We start from the raw sequence: 12,951 nt of genomic DNA on the forward strand, positions 1-12,951 counted from the left end.
GAAAAGCTATCCGCTCAATGATCAGGCGAAAAAGCGGCCGGCAGTCTGTTCTTTCCCCGGCCGCACGTCGAAGGAAAAGTAAAAAAACGGGTTGTTCCGGTAGACAGGGCTTTTTTACCTTTTTTCTGCGGGCAACAATTGGATTATTAATCGTTTTTGTCTAGAGTGGGCGGAATTTATCACGCAGCGTGATGACGCGTTGCGAATCAATTCACCCGTGCAGAAGGACGCTTTCTCAGGCATGAACCGCAGACGTTTTCTTAAATCTTCCATGGCTGTTGCCGCCGTATGCGGGACGTCAGGAGTCGCTTCCTTATTCAGTCAGGCCGCTTTTGCCGAAGACGCGGGTATTGCCGACGGGCAAACGCGTCGTTTCGATTACACCGTGCTGCAGGCGATGGCCCACGATCTGGCGCGCCAGCCATGGGGCGGCGCCCCGCGCGATCTGCCGCCGACGCTGGCCAATCTGACTCCGCAGGCTTATAACAGCATCCAGTATGACGCCAACCACTCGCTGTGGAACAACATCGAAGAACGCAAACTGGACATCCAGTTTTTCCACGTCGGGATGGGGTTCCGTCGCCGCGTGCGGATGTTCTCTCTTGACGCCGCCACTCAGCAGGCGCGCGAGATCCATTTCCGCCCTGAGCTGTTTAAGTACAATGACGCCGGGGTCGACACCCGCCAGCTGGAAGGGCAGTCCGACCTTGGCTTCGCCGGATTCCGGGTGTTTAAAGCGCCGGAGCTGGCCCGCCGCGATATCGTGGCGTTCCTTGGCGCCAGTTATTTCCGCGCGGTAGACAGCACCTACCAGTACGGCTTGTCGGCTCGTGGGCTGGCGGTAGACACCTTTACCGATACCCCGGAAGAATTCCCTGATTTCACCTCCTTCTGGTTCGAAACGGTTAAAGGGGACGCCACGGTCTTTACCGTTTATGCGCTGCTGGATAGCCCGAGCATCACCGGGGCCTACAAGTTCACCATCCATTGCCAGGATACCCAGGTCATCATGGATGTGGAAAACCACCTTTATGCCCGCAAGGACATCAAACAGCTGGGTATCGCGCCGATGACCAGTATGTTCAGCTGCGGCAACAACGAGCGCCGGATGTGCGATACCATCCACCCGCAGATCCACGACTCCGATCGGCTGTCGATGTGGCTGGGGAACGGCGAATGGGTCTGCCGGCCGCTGAATAACCCGCAGAAGCTGCAGTTCAACGCCTTCCAGGACAAGAACCCGCGCGGCTTCGGTCTGCTGCAGCTGGACCGCGATTTCTCCCATTACCAGGACGTGATGGGCTGGTATAACAAGCGCCCCAGCCTGTGGGTTGAGCCGCGTAACCAGTGGGGGAAAGGGGCGGTCAGCCTGATGGAGATCCCCACCACCGGCGAAACGCTGGATAATATCGTCTGCTTCTGGCAGCCGGAAAAAGCGGTGAAGGCGGGCGACGAACTGGACTTCCGCTACCGTCTCTACTGGAGCGCGCAGCCGCCGGTGAGCACCCCGCTGGCGCGTGTGCTCGCCACCCGCACCGGGATGGGGGGCTTCCCGGAAGGCTGGGCGCCGGGCGAGCACTATCCGGATAAGTGGGCACGTCGTTTTGCCATCGACTTTGTCGGCGGCGATCTGAAGGCCGCCGCGCCGCGCGGTATTGAACCGGTGATCACCCTCTCCAGCGGGGAAGCGAAGCAGATTGAGATCCTCTACGTCGAGCCGTTCGATGGCTACCGGATCCTCTTCGACTGGTATCCGACCTCCGACTCGACCGACCCGGTGGAGATGCGCCTGTTCCTGCGCTGTCAGGGCGAAGCCATCAGCGAAACCTGGCTCTATCAGTACTTCCCGCCGGCGCCGGATAAACGTAACTACGTTGACGACCGGATCATGAAATAATCCCGTGACAGCCGCGGCCCGCAGGCAACGCCTGCGGGCCAGTAGAGAGCCCCATGACTACAGACATTCCCGCAGTACCTGAGACGATCCCGGTGACCGACGCACTGACGCTTATCGCGATTGATGAGCGCTACGTCAGCGATCTGCACCAGCTGGTGGTGAAAAACCGCCACTGGCTGCAGCAATCGCTCAACTGGCCCGCCGAAGTGAACAGCAAAGAGGAGACCCGCCGCCATGTGCAGGGTAACGTGATTCTGCATCAGCGGGATTACGCCAAAATGTTTTTGCTGTTTCTCGACCATCGACTCGTGGGCGTCCTGTCGTTCAACCAGATCGAGCCGCAGAACAAAACGGCCTATATCGGCTACTGGATCGATGAAGATCACCAGGGGCAGGGGCTGCTTTCCCGCTCCCTGCAGGCCTTTATCCACCATTATGCCCGCAGCGGGCTGGTGCGCCGGTTTGTGATCAAATGCCGGGTGGCCAATACCCGCAGTAACCAGGTGGCGTTGCGCAATGGGTTCGTTCTTGAAGGTTGCCTCAGGCAGGCCGAGTATCTGAACGGCAGCTATGACGATCAGAATATTTACGCGCGCATTATTGACCGCGACGAGGCGCTAGAGGGCGCCTAACAGCGGCGTGCGGGTGATGTGCTGCTGGCCGTCAAGCGTTTTCGGGCCGCGCAGATGAATGGCCTCTCCCTCCTGTGCGGCAATCTGCACCTCGTCATTGATGGAGACCTGGTGCTCAACGATCACATCGCCGATGATGACTGTCCGCCCCTGGATCAGCACATCGTCGTCGAGCAGAATCGGACCACCGCGCAGCTGCGCCTCGCCACCGACCATCGCCCGGTGCTTTAACAGGCAGTTGCCTTCAATCACCGCATTCTCCGCTACCTGCGAACTGTAGCGCACGGTGGGAATGGCATCCTCTCCGCGACCGGCGATCAGTCGCGCATGACCATAAACCCGGGCGTTATCGCACACCCAGACGTCGTTTTCTTCGTTCCCCTCCAGTCTTGCCTGGTCGAACACTTCTGCCCGATGTTCGACAAAAGCGTGCTCGACAAAGGCATCGCCGTAGATTTGCGCCTGATGAAGAATACGCGAGGCGCTAACGGTGGCTCGCTGATAAATCTGCAGGACTTTGTCGCGATCGGCGGTCAGACCGCGGGCGGCAATCACCTGGCAGTGCGGCAGGAGACGCGCCTCGTCGGCGAGGCGACAGTAACCGCGCACCAGACTATGATTAACCGTGACGTTGTCACTTATCTGCGCGTGATGGCTAATGTGCGAGGCATGAATGCATGCCCGTCCGCCGATGGCGGCCTCGTGGCTGACCACGCAGGGCCCGGTTAAGCGAGCGTCGTCGCGGATACTTGCCCCGGCGAAAACCACGCTGTTGGCATCGTAGATCCAGCACTCTCCCTGTTGGCTGAGAGCGCTTTCCGCGTCCACCCAACCGCCTTCGCTGCCTGCTTTGACGTCAGCGAAATCGATAAGCGCCACTATCTGGCGCAGGGTGACGCTCTGTTTGCCAGCCTCTTCCTGGTAACAATACTGCCGGGTCTGTTCGCTGAGACGGTATTTACGCATTCCCGATCCTCATTACTTATGGTTAACATAAACATAGCAAAGATCGCCGTAGCGCGCGGGATAAGGTTCCTTTAAAATGCAACTTCAAATTAAATTGATATCATCAACAAAATGAAGAGCAAGCAAACGCCGCGGCAGGCGCTGAACCTGCCGGCAGGCTATTTTGGTATGGTGCTCGGCACCATCGGAATGGGCTTCGCCTGGCGCTACGCCAGCACGCTCTGGCCGGTTAGCCGCAGCATCGGCGATGGTCTGGTGATGCTGGCGATCGCGATGTGGACTCTGCTCAGCATGGCGTTTATCAGCCGGGCAATTCGCTTTCCGGCGAGCGTGCTACGGGAGATGCGTCATCCGGTCAGCAGCAGCTTTGTCAGCCTGTTTCCGGCCACCACGCTGCTGGTGGCGATCGGGCTGGTGCCCTGGTGGCGACCGCTGGCGCTGGGATTGTTTGTGCCGGGGGTGGCGCTGCAGCTTGCCTATGCCGCCTGGCAAAGTGGCGGCTTGTGGCGGGGGACGCATCCTCACGAGGCCACCACGCCGGGGCTCTATCTGCCCACGGTGGCCAATAATTTCATTAGCGCGATGGCCTGCGGCGCGCTGGGATTTACCGACGCCGGGCTGGTGTTCCTCGGCGCCGGGGTCTTCTCCTGGTTGAGCCTCGAGCCGGCGATCCTCCAGCGTCTGCGCAGCGCGGGCGAGCTGCCGACGCCGCTGCGCACCTCGCTGGGGATCCAACTGGCGCCTGCGCTGGTGGCCTGCAGCGCCTGGCTCAGCGTCAACGGTGGGGAAGCGGATACCTTCGCGAAGCTGCTGTTTGGTTACGGCCTGCTGCAGCTACTGTTCATGCTGCGCCTGATGCCCTGGTATCTTCGCCAGCCGTTCAATGCTTCCTTCTGGAGCTTCTCGTTCGGTATTTCCGCGCTGGCCACTACCGGCCTGCATCTCGGCCAGGCCAGGGCGGACGGCTTTTTTCACCATCTGGCAATGCCGCTGTTTATTTTTAGCAATCTGGTTGTCGGCCTGCTGTTACTGCGCACAATTTTGCTGTTGGTGAGCGGGAAACTGCTGGTACAGGTCGACCGGGAAACACTCCTGAATAAGAAGGAAGGATCATGACAACGCGTGACGCGGATTATTTTAGTGATAAATATGGCCTGACACGCACCCATTCCGAGGTGCTGCATGCTGCGACAGTGGTGCCGCCGGGGCGGGCGCTGGATCTGGGCTGTGGCAACGGGCGTAACAGCCTTTATCTGGCGGCGAACGGATTCACGGTGACGGCGTGGGATAAAAATCCGGTGAGCATCAATAATCTGGAAAGTATTCGCGCTGCCGAGGCGCTGGAAAATCTCCGCACCGCGGTAAAAGACCTCAATAGCCTGACCTTTGATGGGGAATATGACCTGATCCTCTCCACCGTGGTGATGATGTTCCTGGAGCCTGACACCATCCCGGGTCTGATCGCCAATATGCAGCGCTGCACCGCTGCCGGCGGCTTTAACCTGATTGTGGCGGCAATGGATACCGAAGACTATCCCTGCACCGTCGGCTTCCCGTTTGCCTTTAAACCCGATGAGCTTCGTGATTATTACCAGGGCTGGGAGCTGCTGAAATACAATGAGGACGTCGGCGAACTGCATCGCACCGACGCCAACGGCAATCGCATCAAATTGCGCTTCGCCACCCTGTTGGCGCGCAAGCCTGCCTGAGACGCGGCGGCGTGGGAAGCTGAGCATGGCCCGCGCCGCATTCCCCGCCAAAGCGTGGGCAAGACAGAGATCCGTTGCGGCGAAAATGAGCCTGGAAAACCGCGCAATACGCTTTTTAAGTGATTATTTAATAACGTAATGTTCATCCTATCAATATTTATAAATCTTCCTTGACGAAGCCCTTTTTTTGTCACAAAACTAGTGGGTCCTATTTGCTATAACGTCTGCCGAAAAAAACTGCATTTACAGGGATCTCTCTATGCGTACTCGCGTTTTACTGAAAGTCGCCGCTCTGGCGGGAATATTGGCGTTGACCGGCTGTGCGGCGAAAGTGGCGCAACCGAATCAGTATTCGGGCTTCTTAAAAGATTATTCCAACCTGAAAGAAACGACCTCTGCCTCCGGCAAGCCGGAGCTGCGCTGGATCGATCCGAACTTCAATCCAGCCAACTATGACAATATCGTTTATCACCCGGTGACCTACTATCCGGTACCGAAGCCGACCACCCAGGTAGGGGAAAAGGCGCTGCAGGATATTCTTAACTACACCAACAAAGAGCTGAAACAGGCTATTTCCGAGCGTAAACCGCTGGCCACTACCGCCGGCAAGCGCAGCCTCATCTTCCGCGGGGCGATCACCGGGGTGGACTCCAGCAAAGAGGGGCTGCAGTTCTATGAAGTGATCCCGGTTGCTATGATTGTCGCCGGCACCCAGGCCGCCACCGGCCATCGTACCATGGACACCGATCTGTACTTTGAGGCGGAGGTCATTGACGCCAGCACCAATAAGCCGGTGATCAAGGTTGTTCGTAAAGGGGAAGGCAAAACCCTGGCGAATGAGAATACGCCGCTGACCGTCGATACCCTGAAGCAGGTGATCGATGATATGGCGGTCGACGCCGTCAAATTCGATCCCTCTCAGCGTTAATCGTGCCAGCGCCGTCTGACGACGGCGCTGTTTCTCTTCTGTCTCCTCAGGCCAGCCTTCGGCGCAGCAGCAGCTGTTCCGGTTTGGCAAACATCACCAGGTTACCCAGCAGGATCAGCGCCAGCCCGATCACAGCGTTGCTGTGCCAGACATACCCTTCATAGACGGTGGAAATGGATAACGCCACCAGCGGAAACAGCAGCGTACTGTAGGCGGCTTTGCTGGCGCCAATGCGCCCCACCAGAGTGAAATAGGCCCCAAAGGCAATGACCGAGCCGAACAGCGCCAGGTAAAGCAGGGCGCCGAGGTAACTGACGGTCCACTCCGGCATAAAATTATCGCCACGTAGCAGGGCGATCGCGCCCATCACCAGCGTCCCGTAGAGCATCGCCCAACTGTTGGTGGTGAGGGTTTCCAGCCCTCGCCGCTGGTGGCGAATGCTGAACATATTGCCCAGTGAAAAGCCGTAGGTGCCCAGGGCGCTCAGACCGATCCCCCACAGCAGCGAGGCGTTTAGCCCATTGGCCAGCAGGTCATCCCAGAACAGGGTGACGATACCGGCGAGGCCCAGTGCGGCGGCGGCCCAGAAGCGGCCCGGCGGCTGCTGGCGAAAAAAAAGAAAGCTGTTAATGGCGTTAAACAGTACGGCCATGGAAAAGATCACCGATTCCAGACCGGTGTTGATCCAGGCCGCGGCGGTATAAAAACACCAGAAATTAAAGCAGAAGACGCAGCAGCCCTGCAGCAGGCAGCAAAAGTGATCTTTCGCGCCCAGCGGCCGTAGCCGTCGCGTGACAAGCAGAATCGTCAGCATCGTGATGCTGGCCACGGCAAAGCGCCAAAAAATGGATACCGGCGCCGCCACCGGCCCTTGTTGTAAAAAAATCGCAATCCACGTTGTCCCCCAGATCACGACAACGAGTGCATAAAGTAATGCGTTCACCCTGACTCTCCTCTGCTTGTTGAAGGGAGGAGTATGCCGCCTGTCGCAACCGGCAGCTTTCACCCGCTTGTTGTCGGCTTGCAAATTCTTGCGCTTATTTGTCATTCGCCTGCGGTGAGGACTGGAAACCGCGCCGGAGTCTCCCTAGACTAGAGCTTTTACGGGCAGATGCGTGAAGGCAATGGGTTACGGGACGTTTGAAACATTACGGCGACAGAACGCGGTGCTGCGGGGCACGGTGGAGCTGAATTCCGGAATTCAACTGGCCGCCTGGTACAACAATTGCGACACCGTGACGGTGCGCAGCGATCACCATACGTTGAGCCTGTACGTCGCCGATGGCTATGAAAGCTATCAAAAGACGCCGCACGGCTGGAAAAATGGCGGCGGCCCGGATCGCTTTTGTCTGATGCCGAAAGGCGATGAGAGCGTCTGGGATATCCGCGGCGATCTGTCTTTTGTGCATCTCTACTGTACCGATGAGCACCTGCGCCGCGTCGGCGAAGAGGTGTGGGATCGTAGCCCGGCAAACTTCACCCTGCAGGAAAAAACCTTCGCCACCGATGACAAAATTACCGCGGTGTACCGCCAGTTTTTACTGGCCAATGACTGGCGACAGCCGGCGAACCAGTTGACCCTCAGCGCCGCCAGCAGCTTACTGCTCACCCATCTGATCCAGCACTACTCCACCGTGCAGTGGCGTTTGCCGACGGTCACCGGAGGGCTGGCGCCGGGCGTGAAGCGTCACGTGCTGGCCTGGATCGATGCCCACCTCGATCAGCCGCTGACCCTGGCCGACCTGGCGCAGCAGGCGGGACTCAGTGAGTTCCATTTTGCCCGCATGTTCCGCCAGTCGTTGAATATGGCCCCGCATCAATATGTGATGCAGCAGCGAATGGCCAGGGCGCAAAATCTGCTCTGCCACAGCGCGCTGCCGTTAACGGAGATTGCGCTGGCCTGCGGCTTCAGCTCCGCCAGCCATTTCAGCCATCGGGTGAAAGCGGCCACCGGCCTGACGCCGTCCCAGCTAAGGGCGGCGCAGCGCGGATAACACGCCATAGCTTACCCCACCAAGCACCACGCCCCAGAAGGCCGAACCAATTCCCGCCAGCGTCACGCCGCTGGCGGTGACCAGAAAGGTCAGTACTGCCGCATCGCGTTCACTGGCCTGATGTACCGCCTGAAACAGGCTGCCGCCGATGGTGCCGAGCAGCGCCAGGCCGGCCAGCATCTGGATCCACGCCGCGGGTAAAGCCGACATCAGAGCGGTGATCGACCCGCCGAACAGACCCGCCAGCAGATAAAAACCGCCTGCGGCCATGGCCGCCAGCCAGCGCTGTTGCGGATCCGGGTGCGCCTCCGGACTCTGGCAAATCGCAGCGGTGATCGCCGCGATGCAGATGGAGTAGACCCCAAACGGCGCCAGCAACAACGCCAGACCTCCACAGGCGACGAGCAGTGCCGATACCGGTACAGTGTAGCCGGATGCCTGCAGCGTGGCGAACCCGGGGGCGTTCTGCGAGGCCATGGTGACGAGGAAAAACGGCAGGCCGACACTGAGCAGCAGCGCCGGGGTAAACTGCGGCGCGATCCACTCCGGTGCCGCGAAGGCCAGCGGTACGGCCGTCCTGGCGACGTCCCCGGAGGCCGCCGCGATCAGCGCCCCCACCACCAGCGCGGCGACTACCGCGAAGCGGGGCCACAGCGCTTTACAGAGAAGCCAGGCGGCGAGCATGCCGCCGCACAGCAGCAGATGGTCCTGTAAGCCGGCGAAGGCCTGCAAACCGAAACGCAGCAGGATCCCGGCCAGCATCGCGGCGGCCAGTGAATGGGGAATGATCTTCATCAGCCGGGCAAACAGGCCCGTCACGCCGCAAAGGACGATCAGCGCGTTGGCGAAGATAAACACCCCCACGGCCTCGGCGAGGGTGACTCCCTGTAGACCGCTGACCAGCAGCGCGGCGCCCGGCGTTGACCAGGCGGTGAGCACAGGAACTTTACGCCAGCCGCTCAGCGCAAGGGTGCTGATACCCATGGCGAGGCCAAGGGCCGTCATCCAGCCGGCGATCTGCCCGGGGGTAGCGCCAGCAGACGCAGCAGCCTGCCAGATAATGGCGGCTGAACTGGCGTAGCCCACCAGTACAGCGACGAAACCCGCCAACAGAGTGGGAAGAGGAAGGGTAAACGAGCGCATAGGATTCTCTTGTGCGTTATAACATACAAATACTCTATCACTGTGCGTTATAACGCACAAGGTGCGGATGTGGAGAGCGTAAGACACCTGTTCTCACAGTGATATGCCGAGAAACGCCCTGTAGAATCAGGCAAATGGGGATATACTCTTGCCTGTACAAGTCAGGAGGTAGGATGAATATTGCGCAACATCTGGCGGCAACGCTCAAAACCCTGCGCCAGCAGCGTGGCTGGAGTCTCTCGCGTCTGGCAGAAGAGACGGGGGTGTCGAAAGCCATGCTGGGGCAGATTGAGCGTAATGAATCGAGCCCGACGGTGGCGACGCTGTGGAAGATTGCCACCGGGCTGAACGTGCCGTTTTCGGCGTTTATCGTTCCGGACGCCAGCGCAGCGCCTTCCGCTTTTGATCCGCAGCAGCAGGCGATGGTGGTGACCCCGGTCTTCCCGTGGGACCCGGAGCTGCGCTTTGACCATTTTTCGATAACCCTTGCCCCCGGCGCGTTGAGCGAATCGACGCCGCATGAGAAAGGGGTGATTGAACATGTGGTGGTGATTAGCGGCGCCCTGGATCTCTGTTTACAGGGGGAGTGGCATTTACTGCAGCCAGGGGAGGGACGGCGCTTCGCCGGCGATGAGGCGCATGCGTATCGTAACCGCGGCGTTCAGGCGGCCCATTTCCATTCTCTTATCCATTATCCAAAAGAAAAAACCGCGGGCGAACCCGCGGCCAGACAAGATGACTGATGATAACCACTCACAACGTGACGAGGAAAATCCGGAATACGAGATGACAGTACGCTGCGCGAGGATGTGAAGGAACTATCTTTTCCGTCAATACTTTGCTGAAAAATGAAAATTCGTCGTCGCGCGACGGTGGAAAAGGTTTTCGTCTGTACCCGGTTCTGACTACAATAGCCGCCATTTCGACCCCCTTATACTGGATAACAACACGCGTATGCGCCTGCACAATCATCGTCTTGAACTTCTTAGTCCTGCCCGCGACGCCGGTATCGCTCGCGAAGCGATCCTCCACGGCGCCGACGCCGTTTATATCGGTGGGCCTGACTTTGGCGCTCGTCACAATGCCAGCAACAGCCTGAGCGACATCGCCGGTCTGGTGCCTTTTGCCCATCGCTATGGCGCCAAAATCTTTGTCACGCTGAACACCATTCTGCATGATGATGAGCTGGAGCCGGCGCAGCGGCTGATTACCGATCTTTATGAGGCGGGCGTTGACGCGCTGATTGTGCAGGATATGGGGATCATGGAGCTGGATCTGCCGCCGATTGAGCTGCACGCCAGCACCCAGTGTGATATCCGCAGCGTGGAAAAAGCGAAATTTCTCTCCGACGCCGGCTTCAGCCAGATCGTGCTGGCGCGTGAACTGAATCTCAGTCAGATCAAAGCTATTTATGACCATACCGACGCCACCATTGAATTCTTTATTCATGGCGCGCTGTGCGTGGCCTATTCCGGGCAGTGCAACATTTCGCACGCCCAGACCGGACGTAGCGCCAACCGGGGCGACTGCTCGCAGGCTTGCCGCCTGCCGTATACCCTGAAAGACGATCAGGGACGGGTGGTGGCCTATGAAAAACATCTCCTGTCGATGAAGGACAACGATCAGACCGCCAACCTGGCGGCGCTGATCGACGCCGGGGTACGTTCCTTCAAAATTGAAGGCCGTTACAAAGACATGAGTTATGTGAAAAACATCACTGCGCACTACCGTCAAATGCTGGATGCCATTATCGAAGACCGCGGCGATCTGGCGCGCGCCTCGGCAGGGCGTACCGAGCACTTCTTCATTCCCTCTACCGATAAAACCTTCCATCGCGGCAGTACCGACTACTTCGTCAATGCCCGCAAAGGCGATATCGGCGCGTTTGATTCGCCGAAATTTATCGGGCTGCCGGTGGGCGAAGTCTTGAAGGTGGGGAAAGACCATCTTGATGTCGAAGTGAGCGAACCGTTAACCAACGGCGATGGCCTTAACGTGATGATCAAGCGTGAAGTGGTGGGCTTCCGTGCCAATACGGTGGAGAAAACCGGCGAAAATCGCTATCGGGTGTGGCCGAACGAGATGCCGGCGGATCTGCACAAAGCGCGTCCGCACCAGGCGCTCAACCGTAACCTCGATCACAACTGGCAGCAGGCGCTTCTGAAGACTTCCAGCGAACGCCGCATCGCCGTGGACGTTACGCTGAGCGGCTGGCAGGAACAGCTGGTTCTGACCATGACCTGTGAAGATGGCGTCAGCGTGACCCATACTCTCGACGGAGCGTTCGCCGAAGCCAATCAGGCCGAAAAAGCGCTGGCCAATTTGCGTGACGGCGTCACAAAACTGGGACAGACCATTTACTACCCACGCGACGTGCAGGTCAACCTGCCGCCACTGTTTGTCCCCAACAGTCTGCTCAACCAGCTGCGTCGTGAAACGGCTGAAATGCTGGACGAAGCGCGCCTCAACGCCTGGCAACGCGGCACCCGCAAGCCGGTCTCCGTACCGCCGCCGGTCTATCCGGAGACCCATCTCTCCTTCCTCGCCAACGTCTATAACCATAAGGCGCGGGCCTTTTACCAGCGCTATGGCGTGCAGCTGATTGACGCCGCCTATGAAGCGCACGAAGAGAAGGGCGATGTGCCGGTGATGATCACCAAACACTGCCTGCGGTTTGCGTTTAATCTTTGTCCGAAACAGGCGAAAGGCTCCATCAAGAGCTGGAAAGCCACGCCGATGCAGCTGATCCACGGCGATGAAGTGCTGACCCTGAAGTTTGACTGTCGCCCGTGCGAAATGCATGTCGTCGGGAAGATTAAAAACCACATCCTCAAAATGCCGCTTCCCGGGAGCATCGTCGCCTCCGTCAGCCCGGATGAGCTGATGAAGACCCTGCCGAAGCGCAAAGGAGCCTGATCCAGCGCGACGCTACGGGCAATGCGGCGCCCGCGGTTTGCGGGCATCCTGCCAGCGGTGATGCTCGTTCAGATCGGCGGCGGCCTCCTCGCACTGGCTGCGAAGCTCGTCGCTGTCCGCCTCGTGCAGCAGCTGCTGTTCGAGGCTCTGCACCGGAAAGTAATCGTGCCCCTGGCGGTGGGCCAGCAGATGTCCTGAAAACAGCGCGCACAGCAACAGCAGCGCGCTCATGCTTCTCCTCAACATACCTTTACTCTGCGAATCAATGGGGTGGGCTTACTATGCCAGGCGTTGTGCAGGTTTTTTTCTCGGCTTCTCAAAGAAGGGCAAGAGTTTGTCAATGTCAGCTGAAAGAAGGTGAAAAAAAGCCTGGCGCAGAAGGCCAGGCCTGAGGGGTTATGCTTTTGGCGGCAGCGGTTTCCCGCTGTGCTCGCCGCCTTTTGGTGGCTGCTTGCCGTCACGCTGCGGCTGTTTGCCATCATGCTGCGGCTGTTTGCCATCTCGTTGTGGCTGCTTGCCATCTCGTTGTGGCTGCTTGCCGTTGTGTTGCGCTTGCTTACCATCGTGTTGGCCGTTTTTCGCCGGCGGTTTACCCTGATGCTGCGCGCCTTTTTCTGGCGGCGGTGGCGGGTTGTCGGCAGCGAACGCCCATGACGATATTCCCAGCGTCATCACGGCGGACAGTAAAGCTAACTTCTTCATAGCAATATCCTTTCTTCTGATGTATCGCCGTATTTCATCAGGCAAAAGTGAAGATAAGATGGAG

At 58.8% G+C, this 12,951-nt stretch carries 14 protein-coding genes; 8 read left to right on the plus strand and 6 right to left on the minus strand.

Annotated elements, in window-relative coordinates; genetic code table 11:
* The first annotated feature begins 241 nt into the window (after window positions 1-241).
* A complete protein-coding gene (locus tag DTA24_RS13375) occupies window positions 242-1,897 on the plus strand; it encodes a glucan biosynthesis protein D (RefSeq protein WP_012541545.1) in 1,656 nt (551 codons plus the stop codon).
* 53 nt (window positions 1,898-1,950) lie between these two features.
* Window positions 1,951-2,529 carry a 50S ribosomal protein L7/L12-serine acetyltransferase gene (rimL, locus tag DTA24_RS13380; RefSeq protein WP_110234022.1) on the plus strand — a complete coding sequence of 193 codons (579 nt, stop codon included), beginning with the start codon at window positions 1,951-1,953 and terminating at the stop codon, window positions 2,527-2,529.
* Here the strand turns inward: rimL and ydcK are convergent.
* Window positions 2,515-3,495, minus strand: coding sequence for a YdcK family protein (gene ydcK / locus DTA24_RS13385; RefSeq protein ID WP_039103664.1), 981 nt, complete (start codon window positions 3,493-3,495; stop codon window positions 2,515-2,517). The genes rimL and ydcK overlap by 15 nt on opposite strands.
* 111 nt (window positions 3,496-3,606) lie before the next feature.
* Between ydcK and tehA the strand changes: the two genes are divergently transcribed.
* From tehA to DTA24_RS13400, 3 genes are all read left to right on the plus strand, one after another.
* A complete protein-coding gene (tehA, locus tag DTA24_RS13390; protein ID WP_039103663.1) occupies window positions 3,607-4,611 on the plus strand; it encodes a dicarboxylate transporter/tellurite-resistance protein TehA in 1,005 nt (334 codons plus the stop codon).
* Complete coding sequence (gene tehB, locus DTA24_RS13395) at window positions 4,608-5,204, plus strand: tellurite resistance methyltransferase TehB (RefSeq protein WP_016161185.1); 597 nt, start codon at window positions 4,608-4,610, stop codon at window positions 5,202-5,204. Before tehA ends, tehB begins: the two co-directional genes overlap by 4 nt.
* 259 nt (window positions 5,205-5,463) lie before the next feature.
* Window positions 5,464-6,132, plus strand: coding sequence for a DUF3313 domain-containing protein (locus DTA24_RS13400; protein ID WP_008804669.1), 669 nt, complete (start codon window positions 5,464-5,466; stop codon window positions 6,130-6,132).
* A 46-nt stretch (window positions 6,133-6,178) separates the two neighbouring features.
* On the opposite strand, the gene DTA24_RS13405 is transcribed toward DTA24_RS13400, so the two are convergent.
* On the minus strand, window positions 6,179-7,075 hold the full coding sequence (locus DTA24_RS13405; protein WP_016161183.1) for a DMT family transporter: 897 nt from the start codon (window positions 7,073-7,075) through the stop codon (window positions 6,179-6,181).
* A 181-nt stretch (window positions 7,076-7,256) separates the two neighbouring features.
* On the opposite strand from DTA24_RS13405, the gene DTA24_RS13410 reads away from it, so the two are divergent.
* On the plus strand, window positions 7,257-8,126 hold the full coding sequence (locus DTA24_RS13410) for a helix-turn-helix domain-containing protein (protein WP_123837179.1): 870 nt from the start codon (window positions 7,257-7,259) through the stop codon (window positions 8,124-8,126).
* On the opposite strand, the gene DTA24_RS13415 is transcribed toward DTA24_RS13410, so the two are convergent.
* A complete protein-coding gene (locus DTA24_RS13415; RefSeq protein WP_016161181.1) occupies window positions 8,103-9,269 on the minus strand; it encodes a benzoate/H(+) symporter BenE family transporter in 1,167 nt (388 codons plus the stop codon). The two genes, DTA24_RS13410 and DTA24_RS13415, sit on opposite strands and share 24 nt — an antisense overlap.
* A gap of 173 nt (window positions 9,270-9,442) precedes the next feature.
* Between DTA24_RS13415 and DTA24_RS13420 the strand changes: the two genes are divergently transcribed.
* On the plus strand, window positions 9,443-10,012 hold the full coding sequence (locus DTA24_RS13420; RefSeq protein ID WP_008804673.1) for a helix-turn-helix domain-containing protein: 570 nt from the start codon (window positions 9,443-9,445) through the stop codon (window positions 10,010-10,012).
* Window positions 10,013-10,022: 10 nt separating this feature from the next.
* Here DTA24_RS13420 and DTA24_RS13425 read toward each other — a convergent pair whose 3' ends face one another.
* Entirely contained in the window at window positions 10,023-10,190 is a 168-nt protein-coding gene (locus tag DTA24_RS13425; RefSeq protein WP_162493250.1) for a hypothetical protein, read from the minus strand.
* Between the two features lie 33 nt (window positions 10,191-10,223).
* Here DTA24_RS13425 and DTA24_RS13430 point away from each other — a divergent pair, with 33 nt between their 5' ends.
* Window positions 10,224-12,185, plus strand: coding sequence for a peptidase U32 family protein (locus tag DTA24_RS13430; protein ID WP_012541553.1), 1,962 nt, complete (start codon window positions 10,224-10,226; stop codon window positions 12,183-12,185).
* A gap of 12 nt (window positions 12,186-12,197) precedes the next feature.
* On the opposite strand, the gene DTA24_RS13435 is transcribed toward DTA24_RS13430, so the two are convergent.
* Together DTA24_RS13435 and DTA24_RS13440 are read right to left on the minus strand one after the other, a co-directional pair.
* On the minus strand, window positions 12,198-12,431 hold the full coding sequence (locus DTA24_RS13435) for a DUF2554 family protein (RefSeq protein ID WP_012541554.1): 234 nt from the start codon (window positions 12,429-12,431) through the stop codon (window positions 12,198-12,200).
* A 150-nt stretch (window positions 12,432-12,581) separates the two neighbouring features.
* Window positions 12,582-12,887: a hypothetical protein gene (locus DTA24_RS13440; protein ID WP_012541555.1), complete on the minus strand. Its 306-nt coding sequence runs from the start codon at window positions 12,885-12,887 to the stop codon at window positions 12,582-12,584.
* Between the last annotated feature and the right edge of the window lie 64 nt (window positions 12,888-12,951).

The organism is Klebsiella sp. P1CD1, from assembly GCF_003790505.1.
Lineage (GTDB): Bacteria > Pseudomonadota > Gammaproteobacteria > Enterobacterales > Enterobacteriaceae > Klebsiella > Klebsiella variicola.